This is a genomic window from Micromonospora siamensis, from assembly GCF_900090305.1.
GTDB lineage: Bacteria > Actinomycetota > Actinomycetes > Mycobacteriales > Micromonosporaceae > Micromonospora > Micromonospora siamensis.
The window spans coordinates 2,521,613-2,536,350 of sequence record NZ_LT607751.1 but is presented as its reverse complement, the minus strand read 5'-3'; the positions used below and the strand labels follow the sequence as shown (position 1 = coordinate 2,536,350).

Genomic DNA, 14,738 nt, shown 5'->3' with positions numbered 1-14,738 from the left:
TGTTGCCGCGCGGTGTCCCGGGCGAAAAATCCGACCTTGACAAGAAAGCTGAGCTGCCATCAACTATTCGGATGACCGATCCGGCCGTCGACGCGTTCCGGCCGGGTGACCCGGCCACCCCGCTGCCCCCCGTCCACCCGGCGTCCGCCGGGCCCGCCCCCGCGCCCCGGGCCGCCACCGGGGCGACGCCGGACGGGGAGCCGGCGGACCTGCCGCCCGCGAAGGGCTCCCCCAAGGGGATCGACCTGGAGCGGCTCGCCGGCTACCTGGCGCGGCGCCACCCCGAGCTGGCCGAGGGGCCGCTGACCGCGAGCCTGATCGCCGGCGGCAAGTCCAACCTGACCTACCTGCTGCGCGCCAGCGACCGGGAGCTGGTGCTGCGCCGGCCGCCGCTGGGGCACGTGCTGGCCACCGCGCACGACATGGCCCGCGAGCACCGGGTGATCTCCGCGCTGGCCCCGACCGACGTGCCGGTGCCGCGGGCACTGCTGCTCTGCGCCGATCCCGACGTCATCGGGGCGCCGTTCTACCTGATGGAGCGGGTGCACGGGCAGGTGCTGCGCAGCCGGGCGCAGACCGACCCGCTCACCGACGGGCAGCGCCGCGACCTGGCGATGGCGATGATGGACACCCTGGCCGCGCTGCACACCGTCGACCCGGCGTCGGTCGGGCTGGCCGACTTCGGCCGCCCCGACGGCTACCTGGAACGGCAGGTACGCCGCTGGGCCGGGCAGCTCGACCGCTCCCGCAGTCGGGACCTCGCCGGCATCGACGAGCTGCGCGACGCGCTCGCCGCCAGCGTGCCGCAGGGCACGGTGACCGGGCGGATCGTGCACGGCGACTACCGGCTGGACAACCTGATGGCCACGGTCGACCCGGTGGCGGTACGCGCGGTGCTGGACTGGGAGATGGCCACGTTGGGCGATCCCCTGGCCGACCTGGGGCTGCTGCTGACGTACTGGAGCGTGCTGGGCGACAGCGACCTGGCCGAGGGGAACCCGGTGGCCGACGGCATCGGCCCGCGCGCCGGCTTCCCCACCGGCGCCGAGCTGATCGACCGGTACGCCGGCCGCAGCGACGTCGACGTCGGCCCGCTGCACTGGCACGTGGCGCTGGGCTGCTTCAAGCTGGCGGTGATCTGCGAGGGGATCCACTACCGGCACACCCTCGGGCAGACCCTCGGTGGTGGCTTCGACCGGATCGGCGAGATGGTCGCCCCGCTGGTGGACGCGGGCCTGCGCACCCTGCGTACGCCCGCCTGACCGGCCGCGGCGACCCGGCGGCGGGTCAGGCGGAGGCGCGGTGGACGAGCTTGGTGTCCAGCAGGATCTGCTCGGCGGGCAGGTCGTCGCCGCGGATCCGGGCCACCAGCAGCCGGGCCATCTGCCGGCCCATCTCCTCCACCGGCTGGAAGACGGTGGTCAGCGGCGGCTCGGCCTGCCGGGCGATGGGCGCGTCGTCGAAGCCGATCACGGCCACGTCCTCGGGCACCCGGCGGCCGAACTCGCGCAGCGTGCGCAGCGCACCGAAGGCCATCAGGTCGGAGGCGGCGAAGACCGCGTCCAGGTCCGGCCGCAGCTCCAGCAGCCGGCGCATGCAGGCCGTCCCGCTGCCCTCGCTGAAGTCGCCGTACGCGATCAGGTCCGGGTCCACCGAGGCGCCGGCGGCCTTCACGGCCTCCTGGTAGCCGGAGAGCCGGGCCAGGCCGGCACCCATGTCCTGCGGGCCGGCGATGGTGGCGATCCGTCGGCGGCCGCGGGCGAAGAGGTGCTCCACCGCCTGCCGGGCGCCGCCGACGTTGTCCATGTCGACGTAGTACGCCGGCTGGGCGCCCGGTTGCAGCATCCGGGCCGGCCGGCCGCCGAGCACGGTGGGCAGCCCGCGCTCCTCCAGCAGGGTGGGCAGCGGGTCCGAGTCGTGCAGCGACAGCAGCAGCACCCCGTCGACGTGCTGGTTGGTCAGGTGGTGCTCGACGCGTTCCCGCTCGATGGGCGACTGCACCATGGCCAGCCAGAGCTGCATCGGGGTCTCCAGCAGCCCGGAGCTGACACCGCGGACGATGCCGGCGAAGAACGGCTCGGTGAAGACCCGCTCACCGGACTCGGAGACCACCAGCGCCACCGAGTCGGTCCGCTGGGTGACCAGCGCCCGGGCGGCTCGGTTCGGGACGTACCCGAGCTCGTTGATGGCCTGCTGCACGGCGGCCCGGGCCTCCGGGCTGACCTGCGGCGAGCCGTTGACCACACGGGAAACCGTGCCGCGCCCGACGCCCGCGCGGGCGGCGACCGCGTCGAGGGTCGGGCGCCCGAGCGAGCGGGTGCGCTGCGTTGTCATCGTGTGCTCCTCCGACGTCGGACTGCCCGGCACCTCCATCGGCGCCGGTGCCGGGCCGTCCGTTACTGGCTGGCCTCTGCGCCTATTGTGCGGCCAGACCGTTGCGTCGGATCACCTCGGCGTACCACCGGGCGCTGGACTTGGGGATTCGTGCCTGATTGTCGTAGTCGACGCGGACCATTCCGAAGCGCTTGGTGTAGCCCCAGGACCACTCGAAGTTGTCCAGCAACGACCAGGCGAAGTAGCCCTTCAGCGGCACCCCGGCCTCGATGGCGGCGTGCGCGGCGCGCAGGTGCCCGTCGAAGTACGCCAGCCGGTCGGTGTCGTCGACGGAGTCGTCGACCACCGTGTCGACGAAGGCCGAGCCGTTCTCGGTGACGTAGATCGGCAGGTCGGTGTAGTCCCGGTGCACCCGCTGGAGGGTCTCCTGCAGCCCCGGGGCGTCGATCTCCCACTGCATGTCGGTGACCGGGAAGCCCCGCTCGACGAAGCGGACGTCCTCGCTGCCGGGCCAGCAGGACGGCGTCGGGTCGGGCACCGCCCCCGGCTCCGCCGCGGCCACCACGTGCCGGCTGTAGTAGTTGACCCCGACCAGGTCCAGCGGGCTGGAGATGATCGGCAGGTCGCCGTCGCGGACGTGCCCGAAGTCGGTGACCTGCCGCAGGTCGGCGCGCAGGTCCGCCGGGTACGACCCGCGCAGGATCGGGTCCAGGAAGAACCGGTTCATCAGGCCGTCGATCCGGCGGGCCGCGTCGGCGTCGGCGGGGGCGTCGGTGGCCGGGTCGACCGGATAGAGGTTGACCGTCACCCCGAGCTGCGCGGTGGGGCGGGACGCCCGCAGCGCCCGGACGGCCAGCCCGTGACCGAGCATCAGGTGGTGCCCGGCCCGGACGGCGTCGGCCCCGTCGGTGCGTCCCGGCGCGTGCACGCCGGAGCCGTAGCCGAGGAAGGCCGAGCACCATGGCTCGTTCAGCGTGGTCCAGTAGGTCACCCGGTCGCCGAGCGCGTCGGCGACCAGCTCGGCGTAGTCGGCGAACCGGCCCGCGGTGTCCCGGGCCGGCCAGCCGCCGGCGTCCTCCAACGGCTGCGGCAGGTCCCAGTGGTAGAGGGTCAGCCACGGCTCGATGCCGTTGGCCAGCAGCTCGTCCACCAGGCGGCGGTAGAAGTCCAGGCCGCGCTGGTTGGCCGGGCCGGAACCGCCGGGCTGCACCCGGGGCCAGGAGACCGAGAACCGGTACGACTTCAGCCCCAGCTCGGCCATCAGCCGCACGTCGTCGGGCATCCGGTGGTAGTGGTCGCAGGCCACGTCGCCGGTGTGCCCGGCCACGGTGCGGCCCGGGGTGTGGCTGAACGTGTCCCAGATCGACGGGGTCCGGCCGTCCTCGGTCGCCGCCCCCTCGATCTGGTACGCGGCGGTGGCCGCCCCCCAGAGGAAGCCGGGCGGGAACTGCAGCGCCGGGCCCTGGTCGAGGACGTCGACACCGTGCGGGCTCTCCGGATTGCTCAAGACTTCACGGCACCTTCCATGATGCCGCCGATGATCTGGCGGCCGAACAGGACGAAGACGATGAACAGGGGCAGGGTGGCGATCAACGTACCGGCGAAGATCTGCGAGTTGTCGGCGAAGTAGGCGGTGTTCAGGCTGCGCAGCGAGATCTGCACGGTCGGGTTGGCCGGGTCGGCCAGCACCACGAACGGCCAGAAGAACTGGTTCCACTGCTCCATGAAGGTCAGTAGGCCGAGTACCGCGGCGGCGGGGCGCAGGGCCGGCGCCACCACGTGCCAGTACACCCGCCAGGTGGAGCAGCCGTCGACCCGGGCCGCCTCGATCAGCTCGTTCGGCACGGCCTGCTCGGCGTACTGGCGCATCATGAAGATGCCGAAGCCGCCGATCAGGAACGGCACGGTGACCGACGGCATGGTGTTCAGCCACTCCAGCTTGGCCATCAGGATGTACAGCGGCAGCACGCCCAGCTGGATCGGCACCATCATCGACGTCAGGATGACCAGCAGCAGCGCGTTCTTGCCCCGGAAGCGCAGCTTGGCGAAGGCGAAGCCGGCCAGCGAGCCGAAGAAGACGGTGGCCACGGTGATCGTGCCGGAGACCAGGAACGAGTTCAGCAGACCCTTGACGATGTTGGCGTCGCCGTTGGCGAGGACCCGCTGGACGTTCTCGCCGAGCTTGCCGCCGGGCAGGAAGGGCGGCGGCCACGAGTTCGCGGCGTCGTTGGTCCGCGAGGCGATCACGATCATCCAGTAGAACGGGAAGAGCGAGAGGATCACCCCGAGGACGAGGCCGAACCAGGTCAGCGGGGTGGCCTTCCAGAGCTTGTCGGCCCGGTGCGCGGTCCGGGCCGGTCCGGCCGGCGGACGTACGGGCGGGCGGAGCGTGGTGGTCGTCATCTGCGCAACCTCACTTGTCCGAGCTGATCCGGCGGGCCAGCAGGTAGTTCACCGTCGACATCAGCGCGATGAGGAAGAACAGCACGAGCGCGACCGCGCCGGCGTACCCCCAGCGGAAGCGCTGGTTCATCACGTCGAGCAGGTACATGGTGATGGTCTGGAACTGCCCCTCCGTGCCACCGCTGAGGGCGCCGGCGCCGCTGGTGAACATCAACGGCTCGGTGAAGAGTTGCAGTCCGCCGATGGTGGAGATGATCAGCGTGAAGATGATCGTCGGGCGGAGCTGCGGGATGGTGATCGACCAGAACTGGCGGCGGCGGGAGGCACCGTCGAGCGACGCCGCCTCGTACACGTCCTTGCTGATCGACTGCATGGCGGCGAGGTAGATCAGGGCGTTGTAGCCCACCCACCGCCAGTCGACCATGGTGGAGATGGCGAACCAGGAGGCGAAGCGGTTCGCCCGCCAGTCGATCGGATCCAGGCCGACGGTGTCGAGCACCCAGTTGACGAGCCCGAACTCCTTGGCGTAGATCATCGAGAAGATCAGCGCCACGACGGCGGTGGAGGTGATGATCGGCATGGCGATGGCCATCCGGAAGAACGTCTGGGCGCGCAGCTTCCGGTTCAGCGCGTTGGCCAGCACCAGCGCCAGGAGCAGCTGCGGCACGGTGGAGAGGGCGAACATCCCGAAGGTGTTCAGCACCGCGTTCCAGAACTGGGGGTCGTCGGTGAGCAGCTCGACGAAGTTGTCCAGGCCGACGAAGCTGATCGTGGAGTTGAGCGGCGAACGGTCGGTCAGCGCGATCCAGAACGTGTAGGCGATCGGGTAGAGGCCGAAGATCGCGAAGATGACGAAGAACGGCAGGACGAACAGGTAGGGGGTGTACCTGACGTCGAGTCGGTTGAGCGTGCGGCCGACCGGACGGCGCCGGTGTGCCGCGGGGGTCTCCGGTGGCCGGGCGGGGCCGGGTGGGGCGGCGGTGTCGAGCGGGAAGCTCATGGGCGTTCCTTCAGGTGAGTGGCGCCGCCGCGGCGGCGCCGGATCACGGGCTCCGACGCATGGGCACGGGTGGCGCCGACCGGGGAGCCCGGCCGGCGCCACCCGTGCGGGGCCGTGCGGCTACTTGCCCGCCGCCTGGCCGTTGCGCAGCGCGTCCTGCCAGGCGGCGTCCGCCGCCTTGCCCTGCTCCACACTGCGCAGCGCGTTCTCGACCGCGTCCCGCACCGCCTGGTTCTTCGGGCCCAGGTAGACCGGCTTCAGGTCGCTGGCGCCGGTGCCGAAGATCTTGCCGACGGGGGCGTTGGAGAAGTACTCGTTGGTCGAGTCGACGACCGCCGGGTCGGCCAGCGCCTGCGGCGAGGACGGCAGGTTCCCGACCTTCTTGAACGCCTCGGTCTGCCCCTTGGCGCTGGTCAGGAACTTCGCCAGCTCGGCGGCCTCCTTGGCGTGCTTGCTCGACTTCGGCACCGCCAGGAAGGAGCCGCCCCAGTTGCCGCCGTTGCCCGGCGCCTTGGCCACGTCCCACTTGCCGGCCGCCGCGTCACCGGCCTGCCCCTTGATGACACCGGTCATCCAGGCCGGGCAGGCGATGGTGGCGAAGGTGGCGTTCTTGAACCCGGCGTTCCACTCGTTGGAGAAGGACTTCAGGTTGTTGGACAGCCCCGCGCTGACCATCTTGGTGGTCAGGTTGAACGACGACTGCACGTCCGGGTTCTCGCCGATCACCAGCTTGTTGCTCTTGTCGAAGTAGGTGTAGCCGGTGCCCTGGCCCGCGGTCTGCATCAGCACCACGTTGTAGAAGTTGGTCGCCGAGTCGACGAACTTGTGCTTCTTGTCGGCAGTGGCGAACTTCTGCCCGGTGGCGATGAACTGGTCCCAGGTGGGCCAGAGCTCGCCGACCTTCTCCCGGTCGGTGGGCAGACCGGCGGCCTTGAACAGGTCGCTGCGGTAGCAGACCGCCATCGAGCCGACGTCGGTGCCGAGGCCGAGCACCTTGCCGTCCGGGGTCGAGCCCTGCTCCCACTTCCAGGGCAGGAAGTTGCCCTTCAGGTCGTTCGCGCCGTGGTCGGCCAGGTTCACGAACTTGTCGGCCTGGGCGTAGAACTGGACGATCGTGCCCTCCTCGAGGGCGACGATGTCACCGGCACCGGCGCCGGCGGTGATCTGCTGGGTCAGCCGGGTGTTGTAGTCGCCGAGGCCGAGCCCCTTGCCGCGCTCGGTGATCTTGACGTTCGGGTGCTCGGCCTCGTACTGCTTGTAGAGCTCGTCGTAGCCGAAGCCCTGGTCGCCGAAGACGTCGACGACCAGGTTCACCGGGCCGTCACTGCTGCTGCCGCTGTCCGACGAGTCGTCGCCGCAGGCGGTGGCGGTGGCGAGCACCGCGACGGATGCGAGCGCGATGGCCGCGAACCGCCGGCGACGGATTGGGACGCTCATCCTGACCCCTCTTTCGGTGAGGCTGGGTGTGGTGGGGGGTTGCTGCGTGCGCGACCGCCGCCGACGGGGCCGGCGGCGGGCCGGGGGCGGTGGGCGGAGAGACCCGCGTCACCCCCGGGAGCGCTCCCATGAGATTGCCGGGGGGTGTCGTGGCTGTCAATACTGCCGTGGGAGCGTTCCCATTTCGTTACCGCGCGCGGTCATCCGCTGACCGGGATGCACCATCCGGATCCCGGACATACCGCCGGGCCCTCGGTGCGGCGGCGCCCCGCCCGCGTCAGCAGAGGCGACGCAGCAGTGTGCTCACCCGGCCGGCGTCGAAGGCCTCCGGGTCGAACCGCTCCCCCGCCCAGTCACGCAGCCGGTCGTGCTCCGGATGCCCGGGATCGGTCGACGCGGCCAGCAGCCGCAGGTAACCGGCCGGCCCGCCGACCTCCTCGGGCGGGCACGCCCGCGCGCCGTCCGAGCAGGACGGGTAGCGCTGCTCCGGGTCCGCCGCGACCACGTCCTCGACCAGCAGGTCGTGCTCCCACCAGTCACCGAAGTCATAGGTGTAGTGCAACCGGCTGCCCTTGCCCGCCACCGCGTCGAGCCGGACGTCCAACTCGTCCCGGAGCGCCAGCTCACCGTCGGGGTCCGGTTCGCCGTACGCGACCCCGTCGATCTCGAAGCAGTGCAGGTGACAGTCCCGCCAGCCCATCGCGTACTGCACCACCCGGTGCAGCCGGTCCAGGGTGAAGCCGCCGGGCACCAGCACCCGCCGCCACACCGGCGGGCGCACGCCGGCCAGGGACACCTTCAGCTGGAAGATCTGACGCGGCATGCTGCCCCCTCCCGCCACCGCATAGGCTGCCGGCATGATCTGCCGAGCGTGCCGGGAGCGGCGGCACGACGAGTGTCCCGGTCGGAAGTGGTGCGACTGCCAGCACCGTACCCCCGAACCCACCCCTCCGGTGACGGGTCCGGCCGGCGGATGAGCGTCGGAATCCCGATCGTCCGGGCCTGGCCGCAGCCCGACGGGGCGCCGCTGACCGACCCGGAGCTGACCGCGCTCTACGGCCGGGCCGGGCGCCCCCACCTGCGGGTCAACTTCGTGTCCAGTCTCGACGGCGCGGTCACCCTCGACGGCTATTCCGAAGGACTCTCCGGCGAGCCGGACAAGCGCGTCTTCGGCCTGCTGCGGATGCTCTGCGACGGGCTGCTGGTGGCCGCCGGCACCCTGCGGCACGAGGGCTACCGGGCCGTACGGCTCAACGAGCAGCGCCGTGCCTGGCGGCGCGAGCACGGGCTGACCGAATATCCCACCCTGGTCGTGGTCTCCGGATCACTGGATCTCGACCCGGCCCAGGCGTGCTTCGCCGACGCGCCGGTCCGGCCGATCGTGCTCACCCGCGACGACGCCGAACCGCCTGCCGGGCTGACCGACGTCGCCGACCTGGTCCGCTGCGGCGCCGACGTCGACCTCGCCGCCGGGCTGGCCGAGCTGCGCCGGCGCGGCCTCGCCGAACTGCTCTGCGAGGGCGGCCCGCACCTGTTCGGCGCGCTCACCGCCGCCGACCTGGTCGACGAGCTCTGCCTCACCGTCGCCCCCCTGCTGGCCGGCGCCGGGCCGGGGCGGATCACCGCCGGGGACGCCAGTGCACCCCGGCAGCTGGGCCTGCGGCACGTGCTGGCCGCCGCGGACGGTGTGCTGATGCTGCGCCACACCCGTGGGGACCGGGTGCCGTCCGCCGGATCCGCCCCGGCCGCCTGAGGCCGGCACCCCACCGGCAGCCGGGCCAAGCCGGCCCGCGCCCGACCCACCGCGGCCTAGCCTCTGAGGTGGACCCGCCGCGCCGACGGCGGCTCGGCGCGAACCGGAGGTGGGACGGATGGCGAGGCGGCGGCTCCCCGACGGCGCGCCCGTCGGCCGGTTCGCGGTCCCCCGCCGGCCGGCGCTGCTCGCCGGGGCGCTGGTGGCCACGGCCGGCCTCGCCGACGTGCTCAGCTACCTCGGGCTGGAAACCGTCAACCCGTACGTGGTGATGACCGGCCAGGGCATGGTGGAGCTGCGGACGACCGGCTGGACCCGGGCGCACCTCCTCGCCGGGGTGGCCGTCCTGCTCACCGGGCTGCTGCTCGCCACCGGCCGGACCTGGGCGGTGCTGGCCGGCCTCGGCGTGGTCACCGGCGCGATCGCCCTCGACGCGATGTTCCTGCCGTTCGACCCGCTGCACGGCGTGCTCGCCCTCGGGCTGCACCTGGGCGCCGTCACGATCCTGCTCCGCAACCGGGGCGCTCCCGCACGGCGCCCCGGATGACGGTCACCGGCGCCGGCAGACCCGACCGGTGAACGCCGGATCCTCGTACGGGGCCTTCGACCAGGCCGGATTCACCGACAGCGGGAGCGGCGGCGCCTGCCAGGCCGCCGCCAACCGCTGGAGCGGGGCGTACTCGGGCCGCCGCAGCCGTACCGCCCGTTCCCCCGAGAGCGCCTCGATCAGCCGTTCCTGGGCGACGGTACGACCGATCACCCCGCCGTGGAAGGCGGGCACCTGGAAGACCGGGATGCCGCTGTACTCCCCCGGTGGCGCCTCCGCCGCGGTCACGGTCGGCAGGAAGGCCACCATGACCACCCCGGGCACCGGGCAGAGCATCCGGGTGCGGTAGAACGGCGCGTTGTCGAGGATCGACCGGACGAACGGCTCGTCGGGGTCGTCCCTCACCCGGCGTACGAGGTTGGTCGCCGCGAAGAGGCCGCGCAGCTCCCACCCGGCGGCCAGACCCCACCCGCTGGTCGCCGCAGCGGGTGGGTAGTACGCCCGGCCCGGCCGGACCAGCGGGCTGAACAGCAGCACCGTGTCCACCGGCGACCGGGGTCGCAGCTCCAGGTACGTGCGGGCCACCATGGCGCCCTCGCTCTGCCCGATCAGCGCCACCGGCAGGCCGGTCCGCCGGTGCAGGGCGTCGACGTGTGCGGAGAGCAGCTCGGCGCTGCGCCCGAGCGACTGGTGGGTGTCGACGCTCTGGTACGGCAACGGCCGGTCCTGCCCGTCCAGGCCCCGGTAGGAGTAGCGCTCCACCCGCGGATCCGCCGCCGGGCGGCCGTCGTAGGTGGAGTCGTAGCCGGCCAGGGCGATCACCGCGTGGGCCACCCGCTCGGGCAGGTTCTGGCTGAACACCGGTGGGCGCCACTCACCGGAACCACCGGCGGTGATGCCGATGACCCCCTGCGCGGCCAGCGGCATCAGCAGCGCCAGCAGGAACGCCACCGGGGTGACCGGCACCCGCCGCCACCGCACCCGCGACGGCAGGACGGCGGCGCGCACCGTCCGCTGCCACAGCAACCCGTTGGCCGCACCGGCCAGCATCGCCACCGGAACCGCCCACCAGCCGGCGCCCGCCGAGGTGACCGCCCCGGCCAGGGTGAGGACCACGACGTTGAGCAGCGACCAGCCGACCAGCTCGGTCGAGGGCAGCCCACGCCACCAGTGGTCCACCACTCCGCCCCGCTGCAGGAACGGGGCCAGGAAGATCAACGGCAGCAGCGAGGCGAACAGGTACCAGGAGAGCGCGACCCCCGCGGCGGCCACGGAGAGCGCCGCCCAGGGTGAGATCACCAGGTTGGACAGGAGCGCGACCTCGAGGTTGCGCCGGACCAGCCAGCGCCCCGCGGGCCGGTCCACCCCGGCCGGCCAGGCCAGCGCCACCAGCGCCGAGGAGAGCAGCCCGCGCAGCGCGGTGGCCGCCAGGAACTCGGCCACGAACCCGGGCCAGGAGTTGTGGTAGACCAGCACCCAGCGCAGGTCGTGGTACGAGGCGTACGGGCGCACGGCGGTGAGCTGCGGCGCCAGGCCCAGCGCCGCCCGGAAGTGCAGGGCGGCCAGGATCGCCGCCTCCAGCGCGGGCAGCAGGGCGGCCAGCGCCAGCAGCAGGGCGAAGCGCGTCCCGGCCGGTCGCACCGTTCCTCCTCGTCGCCCGACGTACGGCTGTCCCGTGCAGGATGCCTGGTCGGGGCGGTCCGGCGTGGCGATTCGGGCAGACCCTCCGGCGGGCGGCCCGCGTCCGGCGTACGACGACGGGCGCGGGTACGCCGGTCGGCGTGCCCGCGCCCGTGATCGAGGCGCTGTCCTCCGGCGCCGGCGGTGGAGGAGGCCACCGGCGCCGGGTCAGGCGATCAGTTGACGCTCACCGCGGACCAGGCGGCCGCGACGGTGTTGTACTCCGCGCTGCCGGCGCCGTACAGGTCCTGGGCGGCCGACAGGGTGGCGGTACGGGCACCGGAGTAGCCGGTCCGCGAGGTCATGTACGTGGTGAGCGCGCGGTACCAGATGGCGCCGGCCTTGGCGTTGCCGATGCCGGTGACGGTGCTGCCGTTGCAGGTCGGGCTGTTGCCGTACGACGACGAACCGCTGCCCACCGCGAGCAGGTAGAAGAAGTGGTTCGCCACGCCCGAGGAGTAGTGCACGTCCAGCCGGCCGACCCTGCTGCTGTAGCAGTCCGCGGACGAGCCGTCCTTGGAGGGCTTGTCCATGTAACGCAGCGGGGCGCCGGAGGAGCGCAGCTTCTCGCCGATCAGGTAGTCACCCGGGTCCTTGGCGTTGTTCGCGTAGAACTCGACCAGGGTGCCGAAGATGTCGCTGGTGGCCTCGTTGAGACCGCCGGACTCGCCGCTGTAGCGCAGGCCCGCGGTGTTGCTGGTGACGCCGTGGCTCATCTCGTGCCCGGCCACGTCCAGCGAGGTCAGCGGGTACCAGCCGGAGCCGCCGTCACCGTAGGTCATGCAGAAGCAGGAGTCGCTCCAGAACGCGTTGGCGTAGTTGGAGCTGTAGTGCACCCGGCTGTACGCGCCGACGCCGTCGTTGCGGATGCCGCTGCGGCCGTGCACGGCCTTGTAGTAGTCCCAGGTCTCCTGCGCGCCGTACGCGGCGTCGGCCGCGGCGGTCTGCCGGTTGCCCAGCGTGCCGTCGCCGAAGACGTTGCCGGCGTTGGTGACCAGCGTGCCGGTGCCGCTGGTGCCACCGTTGAGGTCGTAGGTCTTGTGGCCGCCGCGGGTGGCGTCGGCGAGCTGGTAGGTGCCTCCGGAGAGGGTGCTGCCGACGGTCACCGAGCCGGAGTGGAAGGTGTTGCCGGTGCCGTCGCGCTGCACGCCCTCCCACGAGTCGCGGACCTTGCCGCTGGTCGCGTCCACCAGCACGTGCAGCTCGCTCGGGGTGCCGTCGGCGTACGCGCCGCCCACGACCACCTCGTACGCCAGGGCGGTGCCGCCGGCGGCGGCGTCGTAGACCAGCTGGCTGCCGTCGACGCGGCGGCTGGTGGCGGTGGAGGCGGCGAGCGCGGCGCGACCGGCGGCGGCGGCGCCGACCTTGGCCTTGGCGCCCTTGGTAGGGGCGGCGGCCATGCTCTGGCTGGCGCCCTTCCAGGCGTTGCCCTTGCCCAGGTGCACCACGGTGTCGCCGCCGAGGACGGGCAGGCCGTCCTGGTAGCGGTTGAGCCGGACGTGCTCGGTGCCGTCGGCGTCGGTCGCGGTGTTCTTCAGGGTGAACGACGAGCCGTCGGCGACCAGGCCGGCGCCCGAGTGGGCCTTGAGCTGGGCGACCGCGCGGGTGAACGCGTCACCGGAGACGCCCGGCGCGGCACCGGCCGAGGTCGGCGCCGTGACGGCGGCGGCCAGGAGAGCGGCCGTGGCGAGGCCGCTCAGGACAGTGGTACGACGCATGGAATCCTGCCTTCGCTAGGACTGCCGGTCGGGGGGGTGCCGACCGACGACGATCCGTCGCAAGTGCACGGCGGATCGGTCGAGGTTCCGCAGGTAGCGGGCCACGACGGGGCGCATGGGGATCGACGTTCGAAAGATCGTCGATGCGCTGTGGCTATTTTTGCGCCTCGCAGCCCTTCCGTGTCACGCCCTTCGGCCAACATTTTTTCCACGAGTTTTCGCCAGCCGTTCATCACCGCAGGTCACGGCCGGTTCAGCTGCGCTGGCGGGAGGAGGTGGCGCCGGAACATCGACCGCCGTACCGGGCAACCGAGGGGGCCCGCCGACCGGTAACCCCTTGCGACAGACGCTTCGAAGGGCTGCCCGTGACACCACCCGATGGGTTCGACGAGTTCGTCATCAGCCGGTCGCCCCGGCTGCTGCGCACGGCGTACCTGCTGACCCACGACCGCGCGCTCGCCGAGGACCTGCTGCAGACCGCGCTCGCCCGGGCCTGGGAGGCCTGGTCGCGGGTGCAGGGCGACCCCGAGCCGTACGTGCGCCGGATCCTGGTCAACACGTACGCCTCGTGGTGGCGGCGGCGCTGGACCGGCGAGCGACCGACCGGCGAGCTGCCCGAGCCGCCCGCCGAGCCGGACCCGCACACCCGGTTCGACGACCGCGAGCAGCTCTGGCGGGCCCTGGGCCGGCTGCCCCGGCGGCAGCGGGCGGTGCTGGTGCTGCGCTACTTCGAGGACCTGTCGGAGGCCGAGATCGCCGACACCCTCGGCTGCTCCCCCGGCACCGTCAAGAGCCAGGCCAGCAAGGCCCTGGCGAAGCTGCGACTGGACGAGACACTGAGCCCCGAGGGAGCGCTGGCATGAACGAGACGGACCTGCGGACGGTGCTCGCCGAGCGGTCGGCGGGTAAGACCTCGGACCCGGCCGTCGACCGGCTGGCCGGCGTACACCGGCGGGTGTTGCGGCGACGCCGACTGCGGCGCGGCACGGCGGTGGCCGGCGCGGCGCTCGCGCTGCTGGCGCTCGGCGGCGTCGCCACCGCCCGGACCGACCCGTCCCCCGCCCCCGCCGGGCCGCCCGCGGGCACCGTCGACGGATTCCCCGAGTACGCCGAGGGCGCCCGGGTCGTGGCCACCGCGCGCGGCGCGCTGCCCGAGCGCAGCACCCGGTTGACCGTCACCCCGACCACCCTCGACCTGGTGATCTTCACCAGCTGCCCGGAGCCGGCGAGCCTGCCGGTCGAGCTGGAGATCCAGGTCGACGGGCACCCGTTCTTCTCCGGGACCTGCGGCGGCAGCTGGTCCACCACGGTCGACGGCTGGCGCGACGTCGGGGCGCGGGTGGGCCGGCCCGCCGTGCTCACCGTCCGGGCCGGCGCCGCGGACGACGGCGCGGGGGGACGGCTGCCGGTGCCGCCGCGCGGCGAGTTCGGGGTGGCCGTCGGGGAACGGGTGCCGGTCGGCGACTACCCGTTCCCGCCCCGCCCCGCCCCGCTGCCGCCGCTGGAGCGACCGGTCGGCGACGATGGTGAGCCGCTGCCGCCGGACGCCCTCGTGCTGCGTTCCGACCCCGCCGACCCGACCGCGTCACGCCGCGCCACGATCACCTGGGGGCCGGCGGTCCGGGCCTGGATGTCCGCGCAGACCCCCGGCCGGCTGCGGGTACGGGTGGCCGGCGTGGAGGTCGCCGACGCGTCGTGGTGGGACTACCGGGCCGGCCAGCAGGCCAGCACCAAGAGCGCCACGTGGGCCGGGGAGCACGGACTGCGACTGCTCCCGGGGCAGCGGGTCGCCGTGGAGGTGATCCCGGAGCGGTTCACCGGTGACTGGCTGGTGGCGTTCGTGCCGACGGTCGACTGACGGCCGGA

At 72.8% G+C, this 14,738-nt stretch carries 13 protein-coding genes; 5 read left to right on the top strand and 8 right to left on the bottom strand.

Annotated features, from left to right (window positions below; all coding sequences use genetic code 11):
• Positions 1-71 precede the first annotated feature (71 nt).
• The gene (locus GA0074704_RS11690) at positions 72-1,262 is read left to right on the top strand and encodes a phosphotransferase family protein (RefSeq protein WP_088970534.1); all 1,191 of its coding nucleotides are present in this window, start codon (positions 72-74) and stop codon (positions 1,260-1,262) included.
• A gap of 25 nt (positions 1,263-1,287) precedes the next feature.
• On the opposite strand, the gene GA0074704_RS11685 is transcribed toward GA0074704_RS11690, so the two are convergent.
• From GA0074704_RS11685 to GA0074704_RS11660, 6 genes are all read right to left on the bottom strand, one after another.
• On the bottom strand, positions 1,288-2,334 hold the full coding sequence (locus GA0074704_RS11685; RefSeq protein ID WP_088973612.1) for a LacI family DNA-binding transcriptional regulator: 1,047 nt from the start codon (positions 2,332-2,334) through the stop codon (positions 1,288-1,290).
• 82 nt (positions 2,335-2,416) lie between these two features.
• Positions 2,417-3,841 carry a GH1 family beta-glucosidase gene (locus tag GA0074704_RS11680; RefSeq protein WP_088970533.1) on the bottom strand — a complete coding sequence of 475 codons (1,425 nt, stop codon included), beginning with the start codon at positions 3,839-3,841 and terminating at the stop codon, positions 2,417-2,419.
• Positions 3,838-4,737 (bottom strand): carbohydrate ABC transporter permease, encoded by a 900-nt coding sequence (locus GA0074704_RS11675; protein ID WP_088970532.1) that lies wholly within the window; start codon positions 4,735-4,737, stop codon positions 3,838-3,840. Before GA0074704_RS11675 ends, GA0074704_RS11680 begins: the two co-directional genes overlap by 4 nt.
• 10 nt (positions 4,738-4,747) lie before the next feature.
• Positions 4,748-5,737: a carbohydrate ABC transporter permease gene (locus GA0074704_RS11670; RefSeq protein ID WP_088970531.1), complete on the bottom strand. Its 990-nt coding sequence runs from the start codon at positions 5,735-5,737 to the stop codon at positions 4,748-4,750.
• A 120-nt stretch (positions 5,738-5,857) separates the two neighbouring features.
• Positions 5,858-7,174: an ABC transporter substrate-binding protein gene (locus GA0074704_RS11665; RefSeq protein ID WP_088970530.1), complete on the bottom strand. Its 1,317-nt coding sequence runs from the start codon at positions 7,172-7,174 to the stop codon at positions 5,858-5,860.
• A gap of 277 nt (positions 7,175-7,451) precedes the next feature.
• Positions 7,452-7,997 carry a plasmid pRiA4b ORF-3 family protein gene (locus tag GA0074704_RS11660; protein ID WP_088970529.1) on the bottom strand — a complete coding sequence of 182 codons (546 nt, stop codon included), beginning with the start codon at positions 7,995-7,997 and terminating at the stop codon, positions 7,452-7,454.
• Positions 7,998-8,147: 150 nt separating this feature from the next.
• On the opposite strand from GA0074704_RS11660, the gene GA0074704_RS11655 reads away from it, so the two are divergent.
• Positions 8,148-8,927 carry a pyrimidine reductase family protein gene (locus tag GA0074704_RS11655; protein WP_088970528.1) on the top strand — a complete coding sequence of 260 codons (780 nt, stop codon included), beginning with the start codon at positions 8,148-8,150 and terminating at the stop codon, positions 8,925-8,927.
• A gap of 118 nt (positions 8,928-9,045) precedes the next feature.
• Positions 9,046-9,474 (top strand): DUF7144 family membrane protein, encoded by a 429-nt coding sequence (locus GA0074704_RS11650; RefSeq protein WP_088970527.1) that lies wholly within the window; start codon positions 9,046-9,048, stop codon positions 9,472-9,474.
• 3 nt (positions 9,475-9,477) lie between these two features.
• Here GA0074704_RS11650 and GA0074704_RS11645 read toward each other — a convergent pair whose 3' ends face one another.
• Together GA0074704_RS11645 and GA0074704_RS11640 are read right to left on the bottom strand one after the other, a co-directional pair.
• Positions 9,478-11,115, bottom strand: a complete 1,638-nt coding sequence (locus GA0074704_RS11645) for an alpha/beta fold hydrolase domain-containing protein (RefSeq protein WP_088970526.1) — start codon at positions 11,113-11,115, stop codon at positions 9,478-9,480.
• A gap of 215 nt (positions 11,116-11,330) precedes the next feature.
• On the bottom strand, positions 11,331-12,872 hold the full coding sequence (locus tag GA0074704_RS11640; RefSeq protein ID WP_088970525.1) for a M4 family metallopeptidase: 1,542 nt from the start codon (positions 12,870-12,872) through the stop codon (positions 11,331-11,333).
• 365 nt (positions 12,873-13,237) lie between these two features.
• Between GA0074704_RS11640 and GA0074704_RS11635 the strand changes: the two genes are divergently transcribed.
• Positions 13,238-13,735, top strand: a complete 498-nt coding sequence (locus tag GA0074704_RS11635) for a SigE family RNA polymerase sigma factor (protein WP_088970524.1) — start codon at positions 13,238-13,240, stop codon at positions 13,733-13,735.
• On the top strand, positions 13,732-14,730 hold the full coding sequence (locus tag GA0074704_RS11630; RefSeq protein WP_088970523.1) for a hypothetical protein: 999 nt from the start codon (positions 13,732-13,734) through the stop codon (positions 14,728-14,730). The genes GA0074704_RS11635 and GA0074704_RS11630 overlap by 4 nt, the downstream gene beginning before the upstream one ends.
• The last annotated feature ends 8 nt before the right edge of the window (positions 14,731-14,738 follow it).

What these genes read in the sequence shown, in the direction of transcription:
- GA0074704_RS11660 (WP_088970529.1), bottom strand. Translation starts at nt 7,997, where the DNA reads ATGCCGCGTCAGATCTTCCAGCTGAAGGTGTCCCTGGCCGGCGTGCGC.
- GA0074704_RS11685 (WP_088973612.1), bottom strand. Translation starts at nt 2,334, where the DNA reads ATGACAACGCAGCGCACCCGCTCGCTCGGGCGCCCGACCCTCGACGCG.
- GA0074704_RS11630 (WP_088970523.1), top strand. Translation starts at nt 13,732, where the DNA reads ATGAACGAGACGGACCTGCGGACGGTGCTCGCCGAGCGGTCGGCGGGT.
- GA0074704_RS11665 (WP_088970530.1), bottom strand. Translation starts at nt 7,174, where the DNA reads ATGAGCGTCCCAATCCGTCGCCGGCGGTTCGCGGCCATCGCGCTCGCA.
- GA0074704_RS11675 (WP_088970532.1), bottom strand. Translation starts at nt 4,737, where the DNA reads ATGACGACCACCACGCTCCGCCCGCCCGTACGTCCGCCGGCCGGACCG.
- GA0074704_RS11670 (WP_088970531.1), bottom strand. Translation starts at nt 5,737, where the DNA reads ATGAGCTTCCCGCTCGACACCGCCGCCCCACCCGGCCCCGCCCGGCCA.
- GA0074704_RS11650 (WP_088970527.1), top strand. Translation starts at nt 9,046, where the DNA reads ATGGCGAGGCGGCGGCTCCCCGACGGCGCGCCCGTCGGCCGGTTCGCG.
- GA0074704_RS11640 (WP_088970525.1), bottom strand. Translation starts at nt 12,872, where the DNA reads ATGCGTCGTACCACTGTCCTGAGCGGCCTCGCCACGGCCGCTCTCCTG.
- GA0074704_RS11655 (WP_088970528.1), top strand. Translation starts at nt 8,148, where the DNA reads ATGAGCGTCGGAATCCCGATCGTCCGGGCCTGGCCGCAGCCCGACGGG.
- GA0074704_RS11690 (WP_088970534.1), top strand. Translation starts at nt 72, where the DNA reads ATGACCGATCCGGCCGTCGACGCGTTCCGGCCGGGTGACCCGGCCACC.